The following is a 25923-nucleotide window of genomic DNA, read 5'->3' on the forward strand; positions in this document are numbered from 1 at the left end:
CAGTATGTCCGAGAAGAAGAACGACTCGTGGCTTTCGAGCGCACTGCGTGGAGCCGTCGTCCTGTGTGGAATCGCCGTGCTCGTGTCGATCGCAGCCCGGCTCCTGCTCGAAGTGTGGTGGATCGTGATGATCGCCCTCGCGGTCGGCTTCGGCCTGTGGCTGCTCGTGCGCTTCATCCGCAGGAACGACCTGTGATCCAGGTCAACGGCGACAACATCGCGAATGCGGAAGGTGGGCGACATGGCCGGCCGTAAGCAGAAGCCGGGCACGTCGGCCTCAAGCCAGGTCCGTGTGCAGCCGATCTGGAATCAGCCGATCGATCGCCGCAAGTTTGCCCGGGCCGTCATCGCGCTCGTCCTCTGGCAGATGGAACACGACCCGTCGAAGCAGCGCCCAGCCGCTGACGAGAAGTCAACCGACAACTCCCAGACGGACGGGGCATCGGATGCGTAGCGCTCCCCCGGTCATCTGGCGCGAGGTGCACTGGCAGCGTCCCTTCCCGATCGATGCGGCGATGGAGCTGCTTCAGCGGATCGCGACCGAGCCTTCGCTCGGCGCGGTCCGCCTCGAAGCCCGCGCCAGTGCCGCCGGGATCCGCTGGCTCATCGGTCTCGAGAAGCCGCAGATTGGCGTCGGCACGTCCATGGTCAAGCAACTGACCGGCGCCCGCCTCACCGCGCCCGTCGGTCCCCGTATCGCCGTCGTCAGCGCTGGCCGTATCCGGCTTCGCCACCCCGCACTCAGTCTCACCACCGAGCGGATCGGTGCGATTACTCGTTCTGTGCTGGCGGCGCTCGCTCAGGCCACTCGGGACGGCGACAAGCTCGTCGTGCAGATCGTCCTGGGTGCACGGCGTGGGCCGCACCTTGTTCCGGAAGGGGTCGAGGATCCACGGCGGGCCTGGTGGGAGCTGCTCTGGGGCAGCGCGCAGGCGCCGACCGAGGTTCGCAGCTCGCTGAAGCAGCGCGCCTCCCAGCACGGGTTCCGGGTCGAGATGCGCCTCGGCGCCGCTGCAGCAACTCCTGAGAGGCGGCGGTCACTTCTCACGTCCCTCTTCGGAGCGCTCCGAGTTGCCGAAGCAGCCGGAACTCGGCTGCACCTCGACGGTTTAGCGCCGGCTTCAGTCAACGCCGCTCGACGGCCGGGAAGCTACCGACTCGCACTTTCGGTTCCGGAACTGTTGCCCCTTCTGGGCTGGCCGCTCGGTGACGGGCCGCTCCCCGGGCTTCCCGCCGAGCACCCCCGGCTTCTGCCCGCCCCATCCGGCCTCAAGGACGGTGGACGAACCTTCGCTGCCACCACGGCTCCTGGCGTCGTTCAGTCGGTCGGGATCCCGATCCAGGACGCGGCGTTCCACACGGTCCTGCTTGGTCCGACTGGGTCCGGCAAGTCCACGGCGCTGCTGTCGCTCATCGTCGCCGATATGGACGCTGGTCGTCCTGTGCTCGTCGTCGATCCAAAGGCGGACCTGGTTCGTGACGTCCTTGAGCGCGTTCCCGAGCGCCGACGCGGCGACGTCGTCGTGATCGACCCGCTCTCCGATCGGCCCGTCGGAATCAACGTCCTCACCGGGGCGAACCGCAGCCCCGAGCTAGTCGCGGACTCGCTCATGGCGGCGCTGAAGGGGATCTTCGATAACTGGGGTGTCCGCTCCGAGGACGTCCTCGGCTCTGCCCTGCTCACCCTCGCCCGCACTCCGGGAGCGAACCTGCTCTGGCTGCCGACGCTGCTGACCGACTCGTCGTTCCGACGCAAGATCACCAGCCGCATCGACGACCCCCTCGGTGTCAGCGCTTTCTGGGCACGGTACGACGGACTCACTCCGCAGCAGCAGGCGATGGAGATTGGGCCCGCCATGAACAAGCTGCGCAGCTTCCTCATCCGCCCCGGGATGCGCGCAGTCCTTGGACAGTCCGATTCCCGCTTCGACCTCTCGGAGCTGTTCACGAAGAAGAAGATCGTGCTGATCGCCCTCAACAAGGGCCTGCTCGGCCCGGAGTTCGCTCGGCTCCTCGGCTCTCTCGTCGTGGGGTCGCTCTGGCCGATCATCCTCGGCCGCAGCGCCCTCCCTCAAGAGAAGCGCACCATCGCGTCGCTCTACATCGACGAAGTCCAGGACTACCTCGCCCTCCCCGCCTCGGGTGATCTCGCAGATGCCCTCGCGCAGAGCCGCTCGCTCGGCGCCGCCTGGCACCTCGCCCACCAGTACCGAGACCAGCTTCCGGCAGCGATGCGTTCTGCGATCGACACGAACGCCCGCAGCAAGATCGTCTTCGGCCTCGAGCAAGCCGACGCGGCGGCGCTCGCCAAAACCACCCGCGAGCTGGCCGCGGAGGACTTCCAACTCCTACCCGCCCACCACATCTACGCGAATCTCCGGCAGCAAGGCCAGCAGACCGGCTGGTTCTCCGCCGTGACCCAATCGCCACCGCCCGTCATTTCGGATGCGATCGAGATCCGCCAGCAGAGCGCCGAGCGCTACGGACGGCCTGTCAGCGAGATCGACGCCGCGCTCCGCCGCGACCTCCACCTCGATCACGAGACCGAGACCGCCCCGCACGAACCGAGCACCGAGTCAGTCGGACGGAGGAAGCGCCCATGACTCTCGTCTCATTGACCTCTGAGCAGAGACTCCTCGGCAGACTCATCGCTCCCCGGAACATGCCGGTACTCGCCCGCAGTTCCGCCCTTGTCGCTCACCTTGTGGCTACGACTCACCCACCGTTCCGGTGGGTACCGGCCCGTCGCCCAGGACGGCACCTATGAGCGGCCGACGAAGATGGACTGGGGCAGCGCCGAGACCGACCGAGCAGGAGCAGGACGTCCTCAGGTTCCTGCTCGAGCAGCGCTACGCCACCAGCCGACAACTCGCCCGAGCCGCCCGCGCCCGGTACGGCAGCGACCGCTCCGCCGCGCGCCAGACCAACCGGCTCCTCCAGAAACTCGGAAGCATCGGCCTGCTGCACGTCCTCCCCCGCACCGTCGGCGGACAAGCGCGCGGATCCAGCGCCGGCATCTGGACCATCACCAACCGCGGCGCCCGCCTCGTGGGAGGCGGCGACGCGGAGTCGCAGCAGCGGAAGAAGCGGTACCGACGGGACCAGGACCCATCCCTGACATTCCTCGAGCACACCCTCGCCATCTCAGAACTCCGCGTCCAGCTCGCCGAACTCCAGAACAACCACCACCTCAAGATCGAGAGCATCACCCCGGAGCCCACATGCTGGCGCCCCTACCTCGGCACGGCCGGCCAGCGAATCTTCCTCAAGCCCGACCTCGCCGTCGTCACCAGCACCCCCGACGGGTACGAGGATCACTGGTTCCTCGAAGTCGACCTCGCCACCGAAAATCCTGCACGCATCGTCACCAAGTGCCGCCAGTACCAGCACTACCGCCGCAGCGGCCTCGAACAGCGACGAACCGGCGTCTTCCCCGCCGTCGTCTGGATCACCCCGACAACGAGGCGACGCGACCAGCTCGCCAGCCGCATCGCCAGCGAAGCCGACCTGGACGACCAGCTCTTCGGCGTCGTCAGCCTCGACGACTTCGCGGAGCTCATCATCACCGGTCACACCGAGTACCGGATCGATCATCAGCCCGACGGGCAGAAAGGAGGCCAGCCCTCTCATGACCAACAACCCTAAATCTCGATTCACGCCTACCAATGACCAGGAGCGCCCATCCGGCCGCCACGCCAAGCCCGCCACGGAACTCGCCATCGAAACCTTCACCAACAGCCACTCCACCGCGAACAGCGAGGCGATCAGAGAGTGCCTTCGTGTCTATGGAGAACCCTTCGCCGCCTACTTAGCGCTGTCGGGCGCCGACATCGACGCCGCCGACATCGAAGAAGACTTCCGCGCCACGCACTGGGGCAGCTACAACTCGATGACCGAACTCGTAGACGAGTACCTCGACGGCTTCAACGGGCGCACCCGAGTCGCAAAACTCCTCACAGAACTCGGGCTTGATCCGTCGATGGTCCGCTGGGATTACGACGCATGCGAAGCCCTCATCCGGCAGGAGCTGCGGCTTGTCGAGGCCTACGGGTACGTCCACGCCTTCACGTACGACCTCTGATGCGCGAGCCGGACGACGGCGATCATCGCCCGGCCTGATCCCATCCTCGAGACGCACTACCGCGACTGACCCCGCGAGCCGCAAGTCGGCGAACCACATCACTCTTACCGAAGTGGGCAGAAAGGAACACCCCTGTGACTGACCCCGAACACCTGCGCCAGCCCGAAACTGTCGCGACCCAAGATCTCGCTCCGAGCGCCCGGGAACGAAACGAAGACCCAGCATTCGTTGCCGAGTTCCCAACGCTCGCAGAAGCCATCGACGCGATCGTCGACGCGCTCGGCTGGGACCCCGAGCTCATCCCCGACCACGACCCCGGCCGACCCGACCCGGTGCTCGAGATGCTCTACCGCGACGTCTTCGACGTCCGCGAGTACCCCGACCGCGTCCTCATCTACCGACACCACCACTAAACGCTTCCCGCACTGACCAACACCGGGGACAGAAAGGAGGATCTCCATGACCTCACCAGAACAGAAAACACCCCACGAGCAACAACGACCGAAATACCGCCGCTCAGAAGCAGAAGAAGAGATCGCCCACCTCTTCCGCAACCGACCCGGCTGGGAAGATGACCCCTACATCGCCCGCGCCGCCCGCAACCATCCCGGACCATTCGCCGCTTTCCTACTTCTTCCTCACACGAACGTCGACTCGACGACCTTGGCCACCGAGTTCGCTGACATCTTCTACGCCGAATACGACAGCTTCGACGAAGCCATCGACGACTACATCGACCTGCTCGGCTGGAACGACGGCCTGGAAGTACTGCAAAAGGAATACGGCGTCTCCCCCGACGAAGTGCAATGGAACCGTGCAGCCATTGAATACCGCTTCCGCGACTTCGTCGACATCGTCTACTACCGAGACAAGGTGTACACCTTCCACAACTAGCAGCATGCCGCATCTTAATCATTCACCGGGTGGGCAGAAAAGAGAACGACACATGACAACACCAGAACAACCGCAACGCCCAGAAACCCACGAGCCACGACCTCGAGAGGGGACGGACACCTACGACCGAGCAAAGGCCATGACCGCCTTCCTGCAGGTCTTCCACCCTGATGCCGATCCGCGCACCTTCGACGCAGAGTTTGAGGACAGCTTCTTCGGTGAGTACCCAAGCCTCCGGGCCGCTCTCGACGAGCACATCGACGGACTGGGCTGGCGCGCCGCCCTGACCCAGCTCCGCCAGGAGCACGGCATCGCCGCCCATGATCTGCGCTGGAACTACGAATCAATCGAGATCCAATTCCGCGAGATCTTCGACGTCATCCACCACGCTGACCGGGTCTACGTCTTCCACAGATGAGAGACGATTTCACGCCAGCTACAGGCCGGCCCACGGGGGCAGCCGTAGCAATTTCCGCAACACCCGGCGCTCGGGGGTCGACAGCGGACGATTTTGAACTTTGCCGGGCCGTCGAGCAGAAAGGACTCGACTCTGCGCGCGTTCAGAGCGTTAATCAGAGCGCTATGACACTCTCACCGCTTCTCGCCAGCCCTACCCTGAGCCCTCAGCCGGTCGCCCCAGACCCACTCTCTGTGATCGGCGAGATGCTGACGCCGAAGGTAGCGGTCCTGTACCTGCGCGTTTCGACTGCGCGGCAGGCGCAACGCGGTGACGAAAAGGAAGGCTTCTCGATCCCCGCGCAACGCGAGGCGAACCGAAAAAAGGCCCAGTCAATGGGCGCCATGGTCGCGAAGGAATTCGTCGACCGCGGAGAGTCCGCGAAGACAGCGAATCGTCCGGCGCTACAGGAGATGCTCGAGTACATCCGCGAGCACTCCGTGGACTACGTCGTCGTGCACAAGGTCGACCGCCTCGCCCGCAACCGGGAGGACGACGTCGAGATCATGAAGCAGCTGACCGCCGTGAACGTCGCGCTGATCTCGGCTACGGAAAGCATCGACCAATCCCCGTCGGGTGCACTCCTTCACGGCATCATGTCTTCAATCGCCGAGTTCTACTCGCGCAACCTCGCGCACGAGGTCACCAAGGGCATGACGCAGAAGGTGCAAAAAGGAGGGACCCCAGGCCGAGCGCCGCTCGGGTATCTGAACGTCCGCGAAATCGACAGCGACGGCCGCGAGAGCCGAACCGTTCGCCCAGACCCCGACCGCGCTCCGCTCATCACCTGGGCCTTCCACCGCTACACCGAACCGAGCGTCAGCCTGTCCCAGCTCGCGCTCGAACTCGCTCAGCGAGGACTCACCACCCGACGAACTCCGCAGGTGCCGTCACGAACACTCACCGACACGGACCTCCACAAGATCCTGACCAACTCGTACTACCTCGGCCTTGTCTCGTTCTCGGGCGCGACTTACGCCGGCAAGCACGAGCCCCTGATCGATCAGGAGACGTGGGACAAGGTGCAGGACGCGCTGCAGTCGCGTCGCTCCGGCGAGCGCAGGCGGCGCCACGACCACTACCTCAAGAGCACGGTGTACTGCGGGAACTGCCACAACCGGCTGATCGTGCAGATGACGCGGTCGAAGTCGGGCGAGATCTACCCGTACTTCTACTGTTCCGCCCGTCAGGCGAAGCGGAACGACTGCACGCAGAAGGCCGTCCTCATCCACGTCGTGGAGGAGAAGATCGTCGAGGAGTACAAGAAGAGTCTCCGGCTCGACCGCATATCCCGAGACGACCTCGAGCGACTGTTCCACGACGAGCTCGTGGCCACCCGAGGCGACGCCGAGCGCCAACGAGCACAGATCAAGACGGACTTAGAGCGTCTCGAACGCGAGCAGCTGCGGCTCCTCCAGGCCCACTACGCAGACGCGATCTCGCTCGACCTGTTCAAGAAGGAGCAGGACCGCATCCGCGCTGAGCGGACGATCGCCGAGCGGGACGAAGCGAGGCTCACCCGGGACGTGGCCGATGTTGAGTATGCGATCGGGCTCGCCCTTGATGTGAGCGCGGAGTGCGCCAGCGCTTACGGCTGGGCGCCCGACCACGTGAAGAGGCTCTTCAATCAAGTCTTCCTTGCGCGTGTTCTCGTTCATGCGGACGAGACCATCACCGTCGAGTTGAACGAGCCGTTCGCCACGATTGCCTCGACCGCCATTCAGCTCGCAGCACACGAAAGAAGCACCACTCGAAAGAGTGGTGCTCGGAACCTCACCAGCTTCCTGGAGGCCGAGATCGGCGCCGTTTCGGCGTTTTTCTCTGGCAAGGGTTTTAGTAACGACACTTTGGTGCCCCTGGAGGGACTCGAACCCCCAACCTGCTCCTTAGGACGGAGTCGCTCTTCCATTGAGCTACAGAGGCTGGCCGAGCCAGTGTACCCGTCGGCCGGGCCGAGCTCGCAGCCCGCGGTTGACAGCACCCGACAGACCTGCTTGGTTAGTTACTGCACCAACTAACCACTGAACCACCGCCCAGCAGGAAGGAGCACCCATGGACGACTCCCGGCCGATCTTCCTGCAGATCGCCGAGCAGATCGAGAACGACATCATCGCGGGGGCGCTCCCCGAAGAGACCCAGGTCCCCTCGACCAACGAGTTCGCCGCGTTCCACCGCATCAACCCGGCCACGGCCGGCAAGGGCGTGAACCTGCTCGTCGACGACGGGGTCCTCTACAAGAGGAGAGGCATCGGGATGTTCGTCGCCGAGGGCGCCCGCGACCGGCTGGTCGAGAAGCGCCGTACCCAGTTCCGCGACCAGTTCGTCGCTCCGCTGCTCGCCGAGGCCGCCAAGCTCGGCCTCACCCGCGAGGAGCTCGCCACCATGATCAGCGAAGGGGGATCGCGATGAGCGCGGTCATCGAGGTCGCCGGCCTCAGCAAGCACTACGGCAGCATGCACGCGGTCCACGACGTGAGCTTCGCGCTCGATGAGAACCGGATCCACGGCCTCCTCGGCCGCAACGGCGCGGGCAAGACGACGCTCATGTCGCTGCTCACGGGTCAGGAGTTCGCAACCTCGGGCGACATCCACGTGTTCGGGGCGCCTCCGGTCGAGAACGCCGGCGTCCTCTCCCGCACCTGCTTCATCAAGGAGAGCCAGAAGTACCCCGAGGACTTTCAGGTGAAGCACGTCCTGCGCAGCGCCCCGTGGTTCTTCGAGGGCTGGGACGACGCGTTCGCGAACGAGCTCGTCAGCGACTTCCGCCTGCCGCTGAACCGGCGGGTCAAGAAGCTCTCGCGCGGGCAGCTCTCGGCGGTCGGAGTGATCGTCGGCCTCGCCTCGCGCGCCCCGCTCACCTTCTTCGACGAGCCCTACCTGGGCCTGGACGCGGTCGCCCGCCAGCTCTTCTACGACCGCCTGCTCGCCGACTTCGCCGAGCACCCCCGCACCGTCGTGCTCTCCACGCACCTGATCGACGAGGTCAGCTCCCTCCTCGAGCACGTCCTCGTCATCGACGAGGGCCGGCTCGTCGTCGACAGCGATGCGGAGGAGCTGCGCGGCTCGGCCGCGACCGTCGTCGGCACCCGCAGCGCGGTCGACTCCTTCACCGCCGACCGCGAGGTCCTCTCCCGCAGCGGAGTAGGCGGCCTCGCCTCCGCGACGCTCCCCCGCCTCGACGCCTCCGGACGCGCAGAGGCGGCCGCCCTCGGGCTCGAGCTCGAGCCCGTCTCCCTCCAGCAGCTCGTCGTGCAGCTCACGAGCACCACCTCCTCCGGGAAGGACGCCTCATGACCACCACCGCCCCCGCGCACAGCCTCGGCACCTCCGACCGCCTGCTCCGCATCGTCCGCCTGCACTTCGCCAACCCCGCGACGCTGCTCTACACGCCGCTGGGCATCCTCGCCGCGATCTTCCTCGGCAGCCTCGCGATCTTCTGGGTGGTGCTCCGCACGATCGGCGTCGACAGCGCCGGCGGCGAGTCCGGCGTGCAGGTTTCGGGTCCCGGCGCGTTCATCTTCATCTACATGCTCGTCGTCGCGATCCAGGCGGTGAACATCACCTTCGGACTGGCGCTGGGCTACGGATCCACGCGGCGCGACTTCTACTGGGGCAGCGCCCTCACGTTCGTCCTCCTGTCGGCGGCCTGGACGCTGCTCTACACCGTCATGGCCGCGATCGAGTCGGCGACGAACGGCTGGGGCATGGGCGGCATCCTGTTCCGGGTGGTCGGTTTCGGCGGCATCTCGTGGGTCGAGCGGGCCTTCGGGGTCTTCGTCCTGTTCCTGTTCTTCTTCTTCGTCGGAGCCGCGACCGCGTCCGTGTACGTCCGCTGGCGAGCGGTCGGCATGACGGTCTTCTGGATCGGACTGGCCGCGCTGGCCGTCGCCGCGGTCGCGCTGATCAGCCTCACCGACTCGTGGGACTCCGTCTGGCTCGCCCTCGAGGCGGTCGGCACCACCGGCGGATTCGCGCTGCTCCTCGTGCCCACCGCGATCGCGGCCCTCAGCGGCTGGCTGATCCTCCGCCGCGCCACTCCCCGCGGCTGAGCGCACCCGCGCGGCACCCCGCATCCGACCGTCCCGAGCGCGAGCGCCGCAAGGCCCTACCGCGCGGGGCGGCCGGATGCGAGCGTGGCGTCATGGCCGCATCCTCGATCACCGCGCTCCCCTCCGCCTCCGAGCACACCTGGGCCGCCCGCGACGCGGACGCCCCGCTGACGTCGGAGACCCTCGAGACCGTCGACGCCTGGTGGCGCGCCGCCAACTACCTCGCCGTCGGCCAGATCTACCTCCTCGCGAACCCGCTGCTCACCGAGCCGCTCACCCGCGATCACATCAAGCCGCGCCTCCTCGGTCACTGGGGCACGACCCCGGGCCTCAACCTGATCTACGCGCACCTCAACCGCGCCATCCGCGAGCGCCGCCAGTCCACCCTCTACATCACCGGTCCCGGCCACGGCGGCCCCGGCATGGTCGCGAACGCCTACCTCGACGGCACCTACAGCGAGATCTACTCGCACATCGACGAGTCCGAGGACGGGCTGCGCACGCTCTTCCGCCAGTTCAGCTTCCCCGGCGGCATCCCCAGCCACGCCGCTCCCGAGACCCCGGGCAGCATCCACGAGGGCGGCGAGCTCGGCTACGCGCTCAGCCACGCCTACGGAGCCGCCTTCGACAACCCCGACCTGCTCGTCGCCGCGGTCGTCGGCGACGGCGAGGCCGAGACGGGCCCGCTCGCCACCAGCTGGCACTCGAACAAGTTCGTGAACCCGGCCACCGACGGAGTGGTCCTGCCGATCCTGCACCTGAACGGCTACAAGATCGCGAACCCCACGATCCTCGCTCGCATCCCGTACGAGGAGCTCGAGAGCCTCCTCCGCGGCTACGGGCACGAGCCCTTCCTCGTCGAGGGCGGCTTCGACGGCGAGGACCCCATGCGCGTGCACGAGCGCTTCGCCGAGGTGCTCGACACGGTGCTCGACCGCATCGCCGCGATCAAAGAGCGCGCCGCCGCTGGGGATCTGACACGGCCCGCCTGGCCCATGATCGTCCTGAAGACCCCGAAGGGCTGGACCTGCCCCGCCGAGATCGACGGCGTGCAGGTCGAGGGCACCTACCGCGCCCACCAGGTGCCGCTCGCCAACGCCCGCGACACCGAGGAGCACACCCGCCTGCTCGAGGACTGGCTCCGCTCCTACCGCCCCGAGGAGCTCTTCACGGAGAGCGGAGGGATCGCCGAGCGCGTCCGCTCCCTCGCTCCCGAGGGCGAGCTGCGGATGAGCGCCACGCCGCACGCCAACGGCGGCCTCCTGCGGCAGACCCTGAACCTGCCCGACTTCCGCCGCTACGAGGTCGTCGTCGAGTCCCCCGGCGGCACGGTCGCCGAGGCGACGAAGGTGCTCGGCGAGTGGCTCGCCGACGTCATCCGCGCCAATCCCACCAACTTCCGGATCTTCGGACCCGACGAGGTCGCGAGCAACCGCCTGCAGAGCGTCTACGCCGCCACCGACAAGCAGTGGGAGGGAGAGCTCAGCCCGCTCGACGACCACCTGGCCCGCGCGGGCCGGGTCATGGAGGTCCTCTCCGAGCACCAGTGCCAGGGCTGGCTGGAGGGGTACCTCCTCACCGGCCGCCACGGTCTCTTCACCTGCTACGAAGCCTTCATCCACATCATCGACTCGATGTTCAACCAGCACGCGAAGTGGCTGAACGGCACCCGCGAGATCGAGTGGCGCCGCCCCATCGCGAGCCTCAACTACCTGCTCTCGAGCCACGTCTGGCGCCAGGACCACAACGGCTTCAGCCACCAGGACCCGGGCTTCATCGACCACGTCGTCAACAAGAAGCCGGAGGTGGTGCGCGTCTACCTGCCGTTCGACGCCAACACGCTGCTCTCGGTCTACGACCACTGCCTCCGCAGCGTCGACTACGTCAACGTCGTCGTCGCCGGCAAGCAGCCCGCCCCGGCCTGGCTGACGATGGACGAGGCCGTCGCCCACTGCACCCGCGGCCTCGGCATCCTCGAGTGGGCGAGCAGCGAGCGGCAGGGCGAGTCGCCGGATGTCGTGCTCGCCTGCGCGGGCGACGTCCCGACCCTCGAGACCCTCGCCGCCGTGAGCATCCTGCGCGAGAAGCTCCCGGACCTCGCGATCCGCACGGTCAACGTCGTCGACCTCATGCGCCTGATGTCCGAGTCCGAGCACCCGCACGGCCTCTCGGACCGCGAGTTCGACGCGGTCTTCACCCCCGACCGCCCCGTGGTGTTCGCGTACCACGGCTACCCGTGGCTGATCCACCGCCTGACCTACAAGCGCACCGGTCACCAGAACCTGCACGTGCGCGGCTACAAGGAGAACGGCACCACCACCACTCCGTTCGACATGGTGATGCTGAACGACCTCGACCGCTACTCGCTGGTGATCGACGTCATCGACCGCACCCCCGGACTCGGCTCCCGCGCCGCCGGACTCCGCCAGGAGATGCAGGACGCCCGCATCCGCGCCCGCGCCTACACCCGCGAGTTCGGCGAGGACCTCCCCGAGGTCGCCAACTGGACCTGGTCCGGCGAGCGCTCCGGCAACGCCAGCACCGCCACCGGCGGCGACAACGAGTAGGAGTTCGTCGCCTCTGTCTTCTGACGAAGCGAGGGCGCTTCGATCGCAAGGCGGAGGAGGAAGCGATACCGGCGGTATCGCGCCCGACGACAACGCCGCGAGCGGAGTGCCCTCGCCCCCTCTGTCTTCTGACGGGGCGAGGGTGCTTCGATCGCAAGGCGGAGGAGGAAGCGATACCGGCGGTATCGCGCCCGACGACAACGCCGCGAGCGGAGTGCCCTCGCCCCCTCTGTCTTCTGACGGGGCGAGGGTGCTTCGATCGCAAGGCGCAGGGTGAAGCGATACCGGCGGTATCGCGCCCGACGACAACGCCGCGAGCGGAGTGCCCTCGCCCCGTCAGGCGGCAGGGGCCAAGTAGCCGTTCCACTCGGGTTCCATCCGCTCCGCACCCCGCACCAGCCAGGAGCCGGCCCGCGGCACCCGCGGTACCGTCCGCAGGTGCCAGCCCATCTCGGCGGGCGTGCGGTCGCTCTTGGTGTTGTTGCAGCGGTGGCAGCAGGCGACGAGGTTCTCCCAGGTGTCCCGTCCGCCCCGCGACTTCGGCTGGATGTGGTCGATGGTGTTCGCGTGCATCCCGCAGTAGCCGCAGCGGTGGTTGTCGCGCCGCAGCACCCCGCGCCGCGAGACGGGCACCGTCCGCGAGCTCGGGATCCGCACGTAGCGGGTCAACAGGATCACGGACGGCCGCACGTAGTCGCCGGTCGCCCCGTGCACCGGATTGTCCTCGTCGGCCGCGATGACGGTCGCCTTCTCCGTCATCAGCAGGACGAGTGCCCGCTTGAACGAGACGACCGCGAGCGGCTCGTAGCCGGCGTTGAGAACCAGAGTGCGCATCAGTGACCTCCGAACAGACGTCGTCCGTCGCACCACGGCAGCACCCCGGACGCGAAGAAGGGCGCCGTCGCGTGGACGGCGCCCTTCTGGGCCGCGGCTGAGCACCGCGTCGAGTCGTGGTGGCGTATCCGAGTGTCGGAGGAGTGCACCGAGGCGGAGAGGATCCCCGCCCGGATCGAGTCGGTCCGCCGCACGCGCGAACGCAGCCCCACGCAGTGGTGCCCGTTCCGCTCGGTCATCCCGGCACTCCGTCCCTCGACGAACCGCTCCGCTGGTACGGCGGAGTGGGGTTCAGAGTATTCCTTCCGGCGCGAAACACCAGAGGTTCGCCCGAATTCGTCATCCGCATTTCACACCGCGTCCCCCGCGGACGCGAACGAGCCCGCCCCCGGAGAGGGAACGGGCTCGTCGACGGGCGTCCGGGCTCAGCCCGGGATGCGCACGATGTAGTAGTCCGACGTCCAGATCGGCTGCACGCGGACGCTCGCACCGGCGTAGGGCGCGTGCAGGATGTTGCCGTTGCCCGCGTAGAAGCCGTCGTGACCGGGCATGATCACGAGGTCGCCGGGCTGCGCCTCCGAGACCGGGATGCGGGTGCCCATCGCGGCCTGACCCGCGGCCGAGTGCGGCATCGAGATTCCGTACTGCGCGAAGACGTACATCACGAGACCGGAGCAGTCGAAGCCGCTCGGGTCCGCTCCGCCGAAGACGTAGGGCACGCCCTGGTACTGCAGGGCGGTGTTGTACACGGCCGAGAGGCTGTACCCGGTGGTCGGCGCCGACGCGGCGAGCTCGGCGGCCGACGCTCCGTCGTACGAGTTGAACGTCTCGGCGGTCTCCGCGCGGGCGGTCTCGACGTCCGAGGTGTCGGCGACCGGCTCGACGACGGGCTCGGGCTCGGGGGGCGGCGGGGGCGGAGGAGCCGCCTCGGCCGAGAAGCCGTCGCGCGCGATCGCGGCCTGCACGACGCTGCCCGCGACGGCGACGGTCTGCGCCTCGCCCTGACGGAGGAGGTCGGCCTGCGACGCCGCGAACGGGCTCGCGCTATCGGTCCCCGGGGAGAACGCGTAGGCGGGGAGCGCCATGGTCGCGACGAGCGCGCCGGCGAACCCGACGATCGCGACCTTGCCGAGCTTCCGGCCGCGGTGCCGGCGCGGGGTGCCGGCGGGCGACGGGACGAAGTCGGTCACGTCGCGCTGGCGAGCCGGAGCGGTCGGGACTGCACGGCGGGCGACGGGAGCCTCGGAGTGGAACCGCGCGCGCACGACGGGCGGCTGGTTCTCGAAGGAGGCGGTGCTGCGGGGGCTGTTCGGGTGGGTGGAGCGGTACCGGTCGGGGCTGCCGGTGGTGTCGTTCTCGGCCAAAGGGGTGGACCTCCGCGTCCCGTCAGCCCAGGCGGCTGTCCCGTCTCATGCACGAAGCATCGATGTTCACGGTGGTCCGAGACGGGCAGGGGGACGTCGGATTCCGCGCCCTGGAACCGGGGTCCGGATGCAGGGCTCCCCAGAGCGTATGCGACCGTTACCGATTTGTCACCATTCGACGCGGCCCGATCACGACATCGGCGTGCAGTCCGTCCCGGGATGCGCTAGGAGCGCATCCAGCGCTCGCCCAGGGGCCGCTCGGGGACCTGTCGTCAGACGACGAGGAAGATGTGGGCCGCGACCTCGTTGGGGAGCTCGATGCCCGCTTCCGCGCCGTCGATGCGCACGAGGACGTAGCCGTTGAGGGCCGAGAACTCGCCCTCTGCTCCCGGCATGACGCCCGACTGCTTCAACTGGAGCAGCAGCTCGGGATCGACCTGCGCCGGCTCACCGAGACGACGCACCACTCCGCGCTTGGGCTCGGCCGAGCCGGCGACGAAGCGGGGCAGGCTGATGACGCCGTCCGCGAAGCGCGACGCCGGGGTGTCGCCGAGCTCGTCGAGACCCGGGATCGGGTTGCCGTAGGGCGACTCGGTCGGGTGGTCGAGCATCTCGAGGAGTCGGCGCTCGACCTGCTCGCTCATGACGTGCTCCCAGCGGCAGGCCTCCTCGTGCACGAACTCCCAGTCGAGCTTGATGACGTCGTGGAGGAGCCGCTCGGCCAGGCGGTGCTTGCGCATGACGTGGATCGCCTTGCGGCGCCCGTCGGTGGTGAGCTCGAGGTGGCGATCTCCGGAGACGACCACGAGACCGTCGCGCTCCATGCGGCCGACGGTCTGCGAGACGGTCGGTCCCGAGTGGCTCAGACGCTCCGAGATGCGCGCACGGAGGGGGATGATGTTCTCCTCCTCGAGCTCCAGAATGGTGCGCAGGTACATCTCGGTGGTGTCGATCAGATCCGTCATCTCAGCCTTCCCGTCTCGGCGCGCTCAACCTTACTGGGCACCGTGTCGCAACTTCCGCGAAGCCGCACGGCGCCAAACCTTCGTCACTCGAAGGAGGGGGCGAGCCGGGAACCCTAGTATTAACGCATGCCGGACGTCACCATTCCTCGCGAGCTCCTCCCCCACGACGGACGATTCGGCTGCGGCCCGTCCAAGGTGCGGCACGACCAGCTCGCGCACCTCGCGACCGAGGGCGCGCACCTCCTCGGCACGTCGCACCGGCAGGCCCCGGTCAAGAACCTGGTGGGCCGCGTGCGCGAGCACCTCGCGACGCTGTTCGACGTCCCCGAGGGCTACGAGGTCCTGCTCGGCAACGGCGGCTCGACCGCGTTCTGGGATTCGGCCGCGTTCTCGCTCATCGAGCGCCGCGCCGAGAACCTGACCTTCGGCGAGTTCGGCCAGAAGTTCGCGAAGGCCGCGTCCGCGCCGTTCCTCGAGCGGGCGCACGTGATCTCGGCCCCGGCAGGCTCGCGGAGCGAGGTCGAGGTCCTCGAGGGCGTCGACGTCTACGCCTGGCCGCACAACGAGACCTCGACCGGAGTGATGGCGCCCGTCACGCGCGTCCACGGTGACGAGGGCGCGCTCACCGTGATCGACGCGACGAGCGCCGCCGGCGGCATCGACTTCGACGCCTCGCAGGCCGACGTCTACTACTTCGCGCCGCAGAAGAACTTCGCCAGCGACGGCGGCCTCTGGTTCGGCCTCTTCTCCCCCGCCGCGATCGAGCGCGTCGAGCGCATCGCGGCGAGCGGGCGCTACATCCCGGAGTTCCTGAGCCTCAAGAACGCCGTCGACAACTCGCGCCTGAACCAGACGCTCAACACGCCCGCGCTCGCGACCCTCCTGCTGATGGAGTCGCAGCTCGACTGGATGAACGGCAACGGCGGCCTCGCCTGGGCGTCGGCGCGCACCGCCGAGTCCTCGTCCGCGATCTACGACTGGGCCGAGGCCTCGTCCGTCGCGACCCCCTTCGTCGAAGTGCCCGAGCACCGCTCGCAGGTCGTCGCCACCGTCGACTTCGACGCGTCGATCGACGCCGCACTGATCGCGAAGATCCTCCGCGCCAACGGCATCGTCGACACCGAGCCGTACCGCAAGCTCGGGCGCAACCAGCTGCGCATCGCCACCTTCACCGCGATCGAGCCCGACGACGTCCGGTCGCTGCTGAACTGCATCGACCACGTCATCGAGCGCCTGGCCGACTGAGGGGCGGGCCGAGGATGCGGTTGTGGCTCCGCGAGGAGGAGCGTCGACCGAGCCCTCCGCCCTACCCGAGCGACGACGCCCGGGCGCTGCTCGTGGGCTGCCTCGTCTGGGTCGCGGCGCTGATCGGCGTCCTCGTGGCGGCCTCGGTCGGCGTCGACGTGCCTCCGCTCGTGCTGTCGACCGTCGTCATCGGTGTCGTGCTCGGCACCATCGGCCTCTTCTACAGCCGCAACCGCCGCTGAGGGCTCAGGAGGCGCCCGTCTCCATCGTGAGCGTCGCCGCGACCGGATCGACGGACAGCTCCACCGAGACGGCGCCGAGTTGCGCGAGGCTCGCGACGTGCGTTCCTCCGCACGGGATCGACGCCTCGCCGGCCGCGAGCAGGCACCGCCAGGTCCGGCGGGAGCCGAGGAGCTCGTCCTCGCGCTCGATGGCGACGGAGGCGTCCTCCGCCGTCCACTCCGCCAGCAGGGCGTCGATCCGCTCCTCGATCTCCGGCAGAGCCTCCTGCAGTCTTGCGGTGTCGAACCCGCTGCGCCGGAGGCTTTTGCCGAGCCGGTAGACGTCAGTCGAGCCCGAGGGGCGGATCAGCGACGACTGGATCGCGGCCTGATCGAAGTCGGGGCTGCCGAGGGAATCGGTCCGCACCGGCTTGCTCCAGAAGTCGGCGAGCGCCGCATTCAGGGCGAGCGAGGCCAGATGGCAGGCCGTGTGCCCGCGCGAGAACTCGTCGCGGCGGGCGCGGTCGACCTCGACCCGGATCCGCTGCCCCTCGGCGAGCGCGGACGCGTCGGCCACGACGTGCGCGACGACGAAGACCCAGCCCTCGGTGCCGAGGCGGACCGGGAGCCGGTCGCTGAGGTGCAGGGTGCGCCCGTCCCACGCCGCGATGCGGCAGTCGAGCAGGCGGTAGCGCACGCCTTCGGCGACGAGGACGCCCTCGTCGGCCCCCTGGTCCGGCCAGGTGGGGTCGACGGGATGAGCGGCCGTCGCGTCGAGGACGACCGCCCAGCGGCCCTCCTCGAGCGCCTCGAGGTGGACGATCTCCCCCTCGGAGGAGGTGGCGCCGTCGGGGTAGGAGACGAGCGTGTCGATGCCGATCACGCCGCCCCCTCCCCCGCTGCCGCCACGGGAGGCGCCGACTCAGCGGTCGTCGTCATCCCGGTCGTCGTCGTCATCGGACTCGTCGTCTGACTCGTCGTCGTCGGACTCGTCGTCATCGTCGGAGTCGTCGTCGTCATCCGACTCGTCGTCGTCATCCGACTCGTCGTCGTCATCCGACTCGTCGTCGTCATCCGACTCGTCGTCGTCATCCGACTCGTCGTCGTCCTCCGACTCGTCGTCATCGTCGTCGTCGAGAACGACCTGATCGTCGAACTCGTCCTCCGAATCCGGAGCGTCCTCGTCCGCCTCGTCATCGTCGTCGTCAGCGTCGTCCTCGTCCGAGTCGTCCGACTCCTCGCCGGCCGCGTCCTGCGCCGCGCGGTAGTCCGCCAGGCGATCCGTCCACGGCACCCAGTCCGGAGCGAGCACCGCTCCCTCGCCGGGCAGCAGCTCGACCTCGAGCACGTTGACGTCCTCGGTCTCGTCGATGCGCGACAGCGTCGCCGTCCAGAGCCATCCCGGGTAGCCCCGCATGAGGTTCGCGAACTGGAGCGAGACCACGTGCTCGCCCTGCGCCAGCGTCGCCACCAGCGGCCCGATCGTTCCGGGCGGAGCGACATCGGCGAGCGCCTCGCGGGCCCGCTCCTCGGAAGCGGCGAGCACGGCGTCGAGCTCGTAGACGGGCTCGACCGTCTCGTCCTCGAGGACGTCCTCGTTCCCCGGCTCGGAGCCGTCGACCACGAGGTCGGCCTCCGACTCGTATCCTCCGGTCGCGCTCTCGACGTCCGACTCCTCCACGGCGGCCGGGAGCCCGGACTCCGCATCGGACTCGTCCCGAGGCTCATCGAGCTCGGTACCGGCTCCCGGAGTCGGCACATCCCCTTCGGTGGACGATTCCGCGATCACGATCGACGCCTCCGCCTCGACGGTCGACAGGTCGACCCCCTCGGCGCCGGTGACGTCGTCCGCGGCAGCATCGGCGGTGTCGGTTGGCAGGAGGGACTCCGCCCCTTCGGACGACGCGAGGTCGCCGGTCGTGCCGTCGGCGTCAGGCATCCAGCTCGTCCGCCACCCGGCGCAGCAGCGCCGCGATCTTGCGGCCGTGGGCCTTGTCGGGATACCGACCGCGCTTGAGGCCCGTGCCGATGCCGTCGAGCAGCTTGACGGTGTCCTCGACGATCACCGACATGTCGTCGGCCGACTTGCGGTTCATCTTCACCATGCTGGGGGGCGCCTCGATGACGCGGGCGGTCAGGGCCTGGGCCCCGCGCTTACCGTCGGCGATGCCGAACTCGAGGCGTGTGCCGGGCTTCACCGCGGTCCCCGAGGGCAGCGCGGAAGCGTGCAGGAAGACCTCCTGGCCGTCATCAGTGCTGATGAAGCCGAAGCCCTTCTCCTCGTCGTAGAACTTGACCTTGCCGGTAGGCATGCAGAACCCCTCCTGGAATCGAAGCAACCACCAGTTTAGAGGCTCTCCGGTGCGGCCTATCCTTGGGGGGTGAAGCCACAGCAGCCGGCGGGCATCGGACGCGCCGAGCGCACCCTCGCCTACATGTTCATCGCGATCATCGCCGTGACGGTGCTCGCGTTCCTCGCGATCCTCCTCGCGCCCCTCCTCGGAGTCGAGCGGTACGAGGGTCCGCTGTGGCAGTTCGTCTTCGCGGTCCCCCTCGTCGGCCTGCCCATCGCCTTCCTGATGATGATCGCGATGCTGGTCGTCGGAGTGCGTCGACGCCGCGCGTCCTGATCGCACCGACGGCACCGGGGCGGTGTCGAGCCACCCACCACTCGGCTCCCAGATTCCGTTCAGGCAACGCGCAGAAGATGTCCTCATGGACGGACCCCGCATTCTCATCGTCGACGACGAGCCCAACATCAGAGACCTGCTCACCACGAGCCTCCGCTTCGCCGGCTTCGCCGTGCGCGCGGTGGGCAACGGCGCGCAGGCCATCTCGGCCGTCCTCGAGGAGGAGCCCGACCTGATCATCCTCGACGTCATGCTCCCCGACATGAACGGGTTCGGCGTCACGAAGCGTTTGCGCTCGGCCGGCTACACCTCCCCCATCCTCTTCCTCACGGCGAAGGACGACACGGAGGACAAGATCACCGGTCTCACCGTCGGCGGCGACGACTACGTCACCAAGCCGTTCAGCCTCGACGAGATCGTCGCGCGCATCAAGGCGATCCTCCGCCGCACGATGCACGCCGAAGAGGACGCGGTCATCCGCGCCGGCGAGCTGACAATGGACCAGGACACCCACGAGGTCCTGGTCGGCGACGAGCCGGTCGAGCTCAGCCCCACCGAGTTCAAGCTGCTGCGCTACCTGATGCTCAACCCCAACCGCGTGCTCAGCAAGGCGCAGATCCTCGACCACGTGTGGGAGTACGACTTCAACGGCGATGCGGGCATCGTCGAGTCCTACATCTCGTACCTCCGACGTAAGCTCGACACGCATTCGGAGGAATCGCTCATCCAGACCAAGCGAGGATTCGGATACATGCTGAAGGTCGCGAAGGCCTAGCCTCCGGGTCCTGATCGACGTCGCGGAGCCCGGAGCTCCGCACCCCGGCGGTCGCCCCCTCGCGGGGCGGCCGCCGTTCCGCCATCGAGGGAGTCCCACCGCCATGCACCAGACCCTGGCCGAGCGGTGGAACTCCATCTCCCTGCGGACCAAGATCACCGCGGTGACGGTCCTGCTGCTCACGCTGGGGCTCCTCGTCTCCGGCATCGGGACCATGACGATGCTGAAGCCGCAGCTCATCTCGCAGCTCGACGACTCCCTGGCGAAGCAGGCCCAGGTCGTGGCCACGTCGCTGGGCACGATCGGTGAGGCCGGCTTGAACGACTCGAACACGACGTACTTCGGTGCCGTGTACGACTCGGCCGGGATTCTGGACAACACCACAGCCATCGGTCCGAATGCTCCTGACTTCCCCGAGACGTTCGCAATCGACGAAGCTCTCGAGTACGACGGGAAGCCGAAGGAGCTTCGCAGCGAGAATGGCAAGATCGAGTATCACTTCATAGCGACGACCTACTCCAAGGGCAATCAGGTCGCGACGCTGCTGCTCGCCACCTCGACGCGGAGTGTCGATGTCGTGATGACGGCCTACCTCACGATCTTCCTGGGGTTCGGAGTCGCGATCGTCGTGATCGGCGCGATGCTCACGCGCCTGCTCGTCACCACCACCTTCGCGCCGCTGCGCGAGGTGGAGCGCACCGCCGCCGCCATCGCCGACGGCGACTTCAGCCAGCGGCTCGACGGCACCACGCCCAACACCGAGGTCGGGCGGCTGAACCGCTCGCTCAACGCCATGCTCGGCCGGATCGACACCGCGTTCCGCGACCGTGCGCGCACGATCGATCAGATGCGCCGCTTCGTCGGCGACGCCAGCCACGAGCTGCGCACGCCCCTGGTCTCGGTCCGCGGCTACGCCGAGCTGTACCGGATGGGCGCCCTGCAGACGCCCGAGGCCGTCGGCCAGGCGATGGAGCGCATCGAGAAGGAGGCGATCCGCATGGGCGGTCTCGTCGAGGACCTGCTCGAGCTCGCTCGTCTCGACGAGACGAAGCCGCTCGCTCTCGCCCCCGTCGACTTGATGCCCCTCGCGCGCGACGCCGCCATGGACGCGATGGCCTCCTGGCCCGACCGCGACTTCGGCGTCGAGACCCGTGACGACACCCCCCTCGAGACGCCGGCCCTCGACGACGACGATCTCACCGGAGCCGCGACGCAGCCGCTGCAGACGGCAGCCGCCGGCCTGACCGGTCCGATCGCCGCCGCCGGCGCCCGCCTCGCCCGACTCCGCCGACGCCCCAGCCGGGTGAAGGCCGAGGAGATCGCCGCAGGGACGGCCGAGCCCGCTCCCGAGGAGGCGGGACTCCCCGCACTGGTCATGGCCGAGGAGAACAAGATCCGTCAGGTGCTCACGAACCTCATCGGCAACGCCGTGCGGTACACCCCCGAGGACACCCCCATCGAGATCGGAGTCGCGGTCGACCGCGCGCGCCGTCTGGCGTTCCTCGAGGTGATCGACCACGGCGAGGGCATCCCGCCGCAGATCCGCGAGAAGATCTTCCAGCGCTTCTGGCGCGCGGACACGTCCCGCACCCGCGAGACAGGCGGCAGCGGTCTGGGGCTGGCGATCGTCTCCTCCATCGTGGCCGCGCACAAGGGCCGCGTCGACGTCGTCGAGACCCCGGGCGGCGGAGCGACCTTCCGCGTCGCCCTGCCCCTCCTCACCGTCGGCCCGAACGGCGAATCCTCCCCAGCCTCGGTCTGAGGGCCCGCGGCCGAGACGGCGCGAGTCCTACCGTTCTCGCACGCGCCGATCGGCGCTGACCGGAACGAGAGGACTCCCCCATGACCCGCTACCAGACCGACATCGACGCGATGACCACGATGACCGGCACCGCGCACGGCTACATGGACCGCATCCAGACCGAGGTGTCGGGGCTGCTCGCGCAGCTGACCGGGCTCGAGGCGGTCTGGCAGGGCCAGGCCTCGAACGCGTTCCAGGGCGTCGTCGGAGTCTGGCGGTCGACGCAGGCGCAGGTCGACGAGGGCCTGGCCACGATCACGCTCGCACTCGGCACGGCCGCACAGCAGTACGCCGACACCGAGCAGGCCAACGCGCGTCTCTTCGGCCCCTGAGCGGCGAGCACGAGGGAGCCGTCGTCCGCGCGCCGCCGGGGCCACCCGGAACGCACGGAAGGCGGCTCCCCCGGAGGGGAACCGCCTTCAGCGTGTGGTGCGGGTCGGACTAGAAGTCCATGCCGCCCGTGGGGTCACCGGCCGGAACCGGGTTCTTCTCGGGCTTGTCGGCGACGACGACCTCGGTGGTGAGGAAGAGGCCGGCGATCGACGCCGCGTTCTGCAGCGCCGAGCGGGTGACCTTGACCGGGTCGATGATGCCAGCGGCGATCAGGTCGACGTACTCGCCGGTCGCGGCGTTGAGGCCGTGTCCGGTGGGCAGCTCGCGGACCTTGGCGGCGACGACACCGGGCTCGAGACCGGCGTTGAGCGCGATCTGCTTGAGCGGCGCCTCGATGGCGACCTTGACGATGTTCGCGCCGGTCGCCTCGTCTCCGACGAGCTCGAGCTTGTCGAACGCGAGCTTGCCGGCCTGGATGAGGGCGACGCCACCACCGGCGACGATGCCCTCCTCGACGGCGGCCTTCGCGTTGCGGACGGCGTCCTCGATGCGGTGCTTGCGCTCCTTGAGCTCGACCTCGGTCGCCGCTCCGGCCTTGATGACCGCGACTCCACCGGCGAGCTTCGCGAGGCGCTCCTGGAGCTTCTCGCGGTCGTAGTCGCTGTCGGTGTTCTCGATCTCGGCGCGGATCTGCGCGACGCGACCGGCGATGGCCTCGGCGTCGCCGGAGCCCTCGACGATGGTGGTCTCGTCCTTGGTGATGACGACCTTGCGGGCCGAGCCGAGGAGGTCGAGGGTGACGTTCTCGAGCTTGAGGCCGACCTCCTCGGAGATGACCTGGCCGCCGGTCAGGATCGCGATGTCCTGGAGCTGGGCCTTGCGACGGTCGCCGAAGCCCGGGGCCTTGACGGCGACGGACTTGAAGATGCCGCGGATCTTGTTGACGACCAGGGTCGCCAGCGCCTCACCGTCGACGTCCTCGGCGATGATCAGCAGCTGCTTGCCCGCCTGGATCACCTTGTCGACGACGGGGAGGAGGTCCTTGATGTTCGAGACCTTGGAGTTGACGATGAGGATGTAGGGGTCCTCGAACACCGCCTCCTGGCGGTCGGGGTCGGTCACGAAGTACTGCGACAGGTAGCCCTTGTCGAAGCGCATGCCCTCGGTGAGCTCGAGCTCGGTGCCGAAGGTGTTCGACTCCTCGACGGTGACGACGCCCTCCTTGCCGACCTTGTCGATCGCCTCGGCGATGATCGCGCCGATCTCGGGGTCCGCGGCCGAGATGGAGGCGGTCGCCGCGATCTCGTCCTTGGTCTCGATCGCCTTGGCGCCGGCGATGAGCTCGGCGGTGACCGCCTTGACGGCCTTCTCGATGCCCTTCTTCAGGGTGATCGGGTCGGCGCCGGCCGCGACGTTGCGCAGGCCTTCGCGGACCAGGGCCTGGGCGAGGACGGTCGCCGTGGTGGTTCCGTCGCCGGCGACGTCGTCGGTCTTCTTGGCGACCTCCTTGACGAGCTCCGCGCCGATCTTCTCGTAGGGCTCGTCGAGCTCGATCTCCTTGGCGATCGAGACGCCGTCGTTCGTGATGGTGGGAGCGCCCCACTTCTTCTCGAGCACGACGTTGCGGCCGCGCGGGCCGAGGGTCACCTTGACCGCGTCGGCCAGAGTGTTGAGTCCACGCTCGAGGCCGCGGCGGGCTTCTTCGTCAAAAGCAATGATCTTGGCCATGTGTGTTTCTCGTCCCTCCCGGACGTCAAGAAAGTTTCATTCCTGGCACTCGGATGAACCGAGTGCCAAGAGCGATTCTGGCACTCGCGGGTGACGAGTGCAAGCGACGCGACGCGGGGAGGAACGACAGGAGCCGCCGTCCGCACGGGGCGGGCGACGGCTCCTGGAACGAGCGCCGGGTCAGACCAGGCGCACCGCTTCCGCCTGGGGTCCCTTCGATCCGGTGCCGACCTCGAAGGCGACGTGCTGGCCCTCCTCGAGGACCTTGTATCCCGACATGTCGATCGCGGAGTAGTGGACGAACACGTCCTGCCCGCCGCCGTCGACCGTGATGAAGCCGTAGCCCTTCTCAGCGTTGAACCACTTGACGGTTCCGTTCGCCATTTCCACTCCCAAGTACTGTGCTGCCCTCGACACGAGCGATGCGCGCGTGCCTCCGAGTCGAGATACTAATCCGCGGTACGGGCCCGGAAACGGCGCGATCGCGCGTTCGGGAAAGAGTTGTCCGCGATTCAACACGGATTAAACGTGCCGGAAACAGAAGACCCGGTGACGGCGGGGTTCGCCCGCGTCCGAGCGAGATCCCGAGGCTCAGCCGACGGGGTAGTCGGCGCCGAGGACCACGACGAGATCGCCGGTCTCGACGAACTCGTCCCCCTGCACCAGGGCCCCCAGTCCGAGCGACTCGACCAGGCCGAGCGCGGCTCCCTGCAGCGCGGGATCGGAGTAGTAGACGGTGGTCGCCGCCTGGTCCTCGGAGCTGGCGTTCGCGACCGTCGGCACCGTCCAGCCGTCCGTCGTGAGCACGTCGCCGGCGCTGGCAGCGAGCCCGGCGGTCGGGGTGCCGTTGAGCACCGCGATCTCGAGGGACGGATCCACGGTCGGAGCGACCTCCGGCGTCGCGTCGGCGAGGCCGGTGGGAGCGGTGAAGACGTCGTCGAACTGCACCCGGTCGTCGATCACGAGGAGACCGATGAAGCCGAGGAGGACGATCACTCCGGTGGCCAGCGCCGCCCAGGCGAGGGCGATGAGGCGGGCGTGCGGAGCGGGCGGCCGACGGTGCGCGCCGACGCGGCCCTCCGTCGCGGGGATCTCGTCGAAGCGGTCCTTCGGGTGCGTGTTCGACATCGAGGTCGGAGCCGGCCTTCCGTTGCGGTCTGCGCGAGCAGCGGGTCTACTCGGGCCGCCCGAGGCGCCGCGCGGCGCGGGCACCGGAGCGCCCGTCGCGGATGCGCAGGAGGCGCTTCACGAGCATCGGGTCGTGGGCGAGGGCCGCGGGAGAGGCGAGGACCGCGCCGAGGACCTGATAGTAGCGGGCGACCGAGAGCCCGAACCTGGATCGGATCGCGTCCTCCTTGTCCCCGGAGCGCGAGGTCCAGTCGCGCTCGAAGTCGAGCACCTCGCGGTCGCGCTCGGAGAGGGGAGCACTCGGCGCGCTCGTGCTCCGCGCCGTTCCCGTCGTCCCGTTCATCCGTCCAGGGTAGGCACGCCCGCCGCTGTCTCCGCGGAGGCGCTCCGGTACATGCTCACGTGGGTGATGCCCGCCTCCTGGTACTCGTCGCCGAACGCGACGAAGCCCGAGCGCGCGTAGAGTCCGGCGACGTGCGACTGGGCGTGCAGGAGGATCGCCTCATCGCCGTAGCGCCGGATCACCGCCTGTACGAGCGCATGCGCGAGCCCCTCCCCCCTCCTGTCGGCGCGGGTGACGACGCGGCCGATGACGCGGTGCGCGTCGGCGTGCTCCGGCTCGGCGTCGACGAGGGTGCGGAGGTAGGCGGCGGTCCCGCGCCCGTCGGCGATCCACCAGTGCCGTGCGGTCGGCTCGAGATCGCGGCCGTCCAGCTCGTCGTCGTCGACGCGCTGCTCCCGGAGGAACACGTCGGTCCGCAGCCGCGCGAAGGCGTACACCTCCTCGGTCGAGAGTTCGCTCCACGCTTTCGAGATCACGGAATTCGCCTGCACGGCTGGGAGTTTACGAGA

General features: G+C 68.4%; 30 protein-coding genes, 1 tRNA gene and 1 pseudogene. 19 read left to right on the forward strand and 13 right to left on the reverse strand.

The genetic code is table 11. The features are described 5' to 3' along the window. Positions 1 to 4 precede the first annotated feature (4 nt). The 9 genes and pseudogenes from LRG51_RS06165 to LRG51_RS19635 form a co-directional block, all read left to right on the forward strand. Positions 5 to 196 (forward strand): hypothetical protein, encoded by a 192-nt coding sequence (locus LRG51_RS06165; RefSeq protein WP_230671735.1) that lies wholly within the window; start codon positions 5 to 7, stop codon positions 194 to 196. 45 nt (positions 197 to 241) lie between these two features. Continuing rightward, entirely contained in the window at positions 242 to 454 is a 213-nt protein-coding gene (locus LRG51_RS06170) for a hypothetical protein (RefSeq protein WP_230671737.1), read from the forward strand. Further along, positions 447 to 2603 carry a type IV secretory system conjugative DNA transfer family protein gene (locus LRG51_RS06175; RefSeq protein WP_230671739.1) on the forward strand — a complete coding sequence of 719 codons (2157 nt, stop codon included), beginning with the start codon at positions 447 to 449 and terminating at the stop codon, positions 2601 to 2603. The genes LRG51_RS06170 and LRG51_RS06175 overlap by 8 nt, the downstream gene beginning before the upstream one ends. A 160-nt stretch (positions 2604 to 2763) precedes the next feature. Further along, positions 2764 to 3645, forward strand: a complete 882-nt coding sequence (locus LRG51_RS06180) for a replication-relaxation family protein (protein WP_230671741.1) — start codon at positions 2764 to 2766, stop codon at positions 3643 to 3645. Continuing rightward, positions 3629 to 4081, forward strand: coding sequence for a hypothetical protein (locus LRG51_RS06185; RefSeq protein ID WP_230671743.1), 453 nt, complete (start codon positions 3629 to 3631; stop codon positions 4079 to 4081). The genes LRG51_RS06180 and LRG51_RS06185 overlap by 17 nt, the downstream gene beginning before the upstream one ends. Positions 4082 to 4215: 134 nt before the next feature. Further along, entirely contained in the window at positions 4216 to 4494 is a 279-nt protein-coding gene (locus tag LRG51_RS06190) for a hypothetical protein (RefSeq protein WP_230671745.1), read from the forward strand. Between the two features lie 46 nt (positions 4495 to 4540). After that, positions 4541 to 4975 (forward strand): hypothetical protein, encoded by a 435-nt coding sequence (locus tag LRG51_RS06195; protein ID WP_230671748.1) that lies wholly within the window; start codon positions 4541 to 4543, stop codon positions 4973 to 4975. Between the two features lie 139 nt (positions 4976 to 5114). Further along, on the forward strand, positions 5115 to 5393 hold the full coding sequence (locus tag LRG51_RS06200; RefSeq protein WP_230671750.1) for a hypothetical protein: 279 nt from the start codon (positions 5115 to 5117) through the stop codon (positions 5391 to 5393). Positions 5394 to 5638: 245 nt separating this feature from the next. Next, positions 5639 to 6634: pseudogene (locus LRG51_RS19635) on the forward strand (recombinase family protein); the annotation flags it as partial. 177 nt (positions 6635 to 6811) lie between these two features. Here LRG51_RS19635 and LRG51_RS06210 read toward each other — a convergent pair. Together LRG51_RS06210 and LRG51_RS06215 are read right to left on the reverse strand one after the other, a co-directional pair. Beyond that, a complete protein-coding gene (locus LRG51_RS06210) occupies positions 6812 to 7090 on the reverse strand; it encodes a hypothetical protein (RefSeq protein WP_230671754.1) in 279 nt (92 codons plus the stop codon). Between the two features lie 190 nt (positions 7091 to 7280). Further along, positions 7281 to 7355: transfer RNA gene (locus LRG51_RS06215), tRNA-Arg, on the reverse strand. Positions 7356 to 7484: 129 nt separating this feature from the next. Between LRG51_RS06215 and LRG51_RS06220 the strand changes: the two genes are divergently transcribed. The 4 genes from LRG51_RS06220 (at position 7485) to LRG51_RS06235 (ending at position 12047) form a co-directional block, all read left to right on the forward strand. Continuing rightward, positions 7485 to 7841 (forward strand): GntR family transcriptional regulator, encoded by a 357-nt coding sequence (locus LRG51_RS06220; protein WP_055787762.1) that lies wholly within the window; start codon positions 7485 to 7487, stop codon positions 7839 to 7841. After that, positions 7838 to 8725, forward strand: a complete 888-nt coding sequence (locus LRG51_RS06225; RefSeq protein WP_230671756.1) for an ABC transporter ATP-binding protein — start codon at positions 7838 to 7840, stop codon at positions 8723 to 8725. Before LRG51_RS06220 ends, LRG51_RS06225 begins: the two co-directional genes overlap by 4 nt. Next, positions 8722 to 9480 carry an ABC transporter permease gene (locus tag LRG51_RS06230; RefSeq protein WP_230671757.1) on the forward strand — a complete coding sequence of 253 codons (759 nt, stop codon included), beginning with the start codon at positions 8722 to 8724 and terminating at the stop codon, positions 9478 to 9480. The genes LRG51_RS06225 and LRG51_RS06230 overlap by 4 nt, the downstream gene beginning before the upstream one ends. A gap of 92 nt (positions 9481 to 9572) precedes the next feature. Next, positions 9573 to 12047 carry a phosphoketolase family protein gene (locus LRG51_RS06235; protein ID WP_157603065.1) on the forward strand — a complete coding sequence of 825 codons (2475 nt, stop codon included), beginning with the start codon at positions 9573 to 9575 and terminating at the stop codon, positions 12045 to 12047. A 336-nt stretch (positions 12048 to 12383) separates the two neighbouring features. Here the strand turns inward: LRG51_RS06235 and LRG51_RS06240 are convergent, their stop codons facing one another. From LRG51_RS06240 to LRG51_RS06250, 3 genes are all read right to left on the reverse strand, one after another. Continuing rightward, complete coding sequence (locus LRG51_RS06240; protein ID WP_055787753.1) at positions 12384 to 12881, reverse strand: HNH endonuclease; 498 nt, start codon at positions 12879 to 12881, stop codon at positions 12384 to 12386. A 425-nt stretch (positions 12882 to 13306) separates the two neighbouring features. Further along, positions 13307 to 14245, reverse strand: a complete 939-nt coding sequence (locus tag LRG51_RS06245) for a C40 family peptidase (protein WP_055787747.1) — start codon at positions 14243 to 14245, stop codon at positions 13307 to 13309. 272 nt (positions 14246 to 14517) lie between these two features. Continuing rightward, positions 14518 to 15210 carry a metal-dependent transcriptional regulator gene (locus tag LRG51_RS06250; RefSeq protein ID WP_230671759.1) on the reverse strand — a complete coding sequence of 231 codons (693 nt, stop codon included), beginning with the start codon at positions 15208 to 15210 and terminating at the stop codon, positions 14518 to 14520. Positions 15211 to 15336: 126 nt separating this feature from the next. On the opposite strand from LRG51_RS06250, the gene serC reads away from it, so the two are divergent. Further along, positions 15337 to 16455, forward strand: coding sequence for a phosphoserine transaminase (serC, locus tag LRG51_RS06255; protein WP_230671761.1), 1119 nt, complete (start codon positions 15337 to 15339; stop codon positions 16453 to 16455). A 14-nt stretch (positions 16456 to 16469) separates the two neighbouring features. Then, entirely contained in the window at positions 16470 to 16697 is a 228-nt protein-coding gene (locus LRG51_RS06260; protein ID WP_055787739.1) for a hypothetical protein, read from the forward strand. Positions 16698 to 16701: 4 nt separating this feature from the next. On the opposite strand, the gene LRG51_RS06265 is transcribed toward LRG51_RS06260, so the two are convergent. The 3 genes from LRG51_RS06265 to LRG51_RS06275 are packed head-to-tail and all read right to left on the reverse strand — an operon-like array spanning position 16702 to position 18988. Next, entirely contained in the window at positions 16702 to 17559 is an 858-nt protein-coding gene (locus LRG51_RS06265; protein ID WP_230671764.1) for a metal-dependent hydrolase, read from the reverse strand. Between the two features lie 39 nt (positions 17560 to 17598). Further along, the gene (locus tag LRG51_RS06270) at positions 17599 to 18615 is read right to left on the reverse strand and encodes a DUF3027 domain-containing protein (protein ID WP_230671766.1); all 1017 of its coding nucleotides are present in this window, start codon (positions 18613 to 18615) and stop codon (positions 17599 to 17601) included. Then, positions 18608 to 18988: a cold-shock protein gene (locus LRG51_RS06275; RefSeq protein ID WP_055787734.1), complete on the reverse strand. Its 381-nt coding sequence runs from the start codon at positions 18986 to 18988 to the stop codon at positions 18608 to 18610. The genes LRG51_RS06270 and LRG51_RS06275 overlap by 8 nt, the downstream gene beginning before the upstream one ends. A 69-nt stretch (positions 18989 to 19057) precedes the next feature. Between LRG51_RS06275 and LRG51_RS06280 the strand changes: the two genes are divergently transcribed. The 4 genes from LRG51_RS06280 to LRG51_RS06295 all read left to right on the forward strand — a co-directional run bounded on the left by LRG51_RS06280 (position 19058) and on the right by LRG51_RS06295 (position 22214). After that, positions 19058 to 19306 (forward strand): hypothetical protein, encoded by a 249-nt coding sequence (locus LRG51_RS06280; protein ID WP_230671768.1) that lies wholly within the window; start codon positions 19058 to 19060, stop codon positions 19304 to 19306. 85 nt (positions 19307 to 19391) lie between these two features. Then, on the forward strand, positions 19392 to 20081 hold the full coding sequence (locus LRG51_RS06285; RefSeq protein WP_055787731.1) for a response regulator transcription factor: 690 nt from the start codon (positions 19392 to 19394) through the stop codon (positions 20079 to 20081). A 103-nt stretch (positions 20082 to 20184) separates the two neighbouring features. Continuing rightward, a complete protein-coding gene (locus LRG51_RS06290) occupies positions 20185 to 21843 on the forward strand; it encodes a sensor histidine kinase (protein ID WP_055787726.1) in 1659 nt (552 codons plus the stop codon). Positions 21844 to 21923: 80 nt separating this feature from the next. After that, positions 21924 to 22214 (forward strand): WXG100 family type VII secretion target, encoded by a 291-nt coding sequence (locus LRG51_RS06295; RefSeq protein WP_230671771.1) that lies wholly within the window; start codon positions 21924 to 21926, stop codon positions 22212 to 22214. A gap of 109 nt (positions 22215 to 22323) precedes the next feature. Here LRG51_RS06295 and groL read toward each other — a convergent pair whose 3' ends face one another. The 5 genes from groL to LRG51_RS06320 all read right to left on the reverse strand — a co-directional run bounded on the left by groL (position 22324) and on the right by LRG51_RS06320 (position 25905). Further along, positions 22324 to 23943 (reverse strand): chaperonin GroEL, encoded by a 1620-nt coding sequence (groL, locus tag LRG51_RS06300; RefSeq protein ID WP_055787720.1) that lies wholly within the window; start codon positions 23941 to 23943, stop codon positions 22324 to 22326. A gap of 180 nt (positions 23944 to 24123) precedes the next feature. After that, on the reverse strand, positions 24124 to 24327 hold the full coding sequence (locus LRG51_RS06305; RefSeq protein ID WP_055787717.1) for a cold-shock protein: 204 nt from the start codon (positions 24325 to 24327) through the stop codon (positions 24124 to 24126). A gap of 207 nt (positions 24328 to 24534) precedes the next feature. Next, positions 24535 to 25071, reverse strand: coding sequence for a LytR C-terminal domain-containing protein (locus LRG51_RS06310; protein ID WP_230671773.1), 537 nt, complete (start codon positions 25069 to 25071; stop codon positions 24535 to 24537). 46 nt (positions 25072 to 25117) lie between these two features. Then, positions 25118 to 25414 (reverse strand): DUF3263 domain-containing protein, encoded by a 297-nt coding sequence (locus tag LRG51_RS06315; protein ID WP_055787711.1) that lies wholly within the window; start codon positions 25412 to 25414, stop codon positions 25118 to 25120. Beyond that, the gene (locus LRG51_RS06320) at positions 25411 to 25905 is read right to left on the reverse strand and encodes a GNAT family N-acetyltransferase (RefSeq protein WP_230671775.1); all 495 of its coding nucleotides are present in this window, start codon (positions 25903 to 25905) and stop codon (positions 25411 to 25413) included. Before LRG51_RS06320 ends, LRG51_RS06315 begins: the two co-directional genes overlap by 4 nt. Between the last annotated feature and the right edge of the window lie 18 nt (positions 25906 to 25923).

Source organism: Rathayibacter sp. Leaf248 (genome assembly GCF_920939495.1).
Lineage (GTDB): Bacteria > Actinomycetota > Actinomycetes > Actinomycetales > Microbacteriaceae > Rathayibacter > Rathayibacter caricis.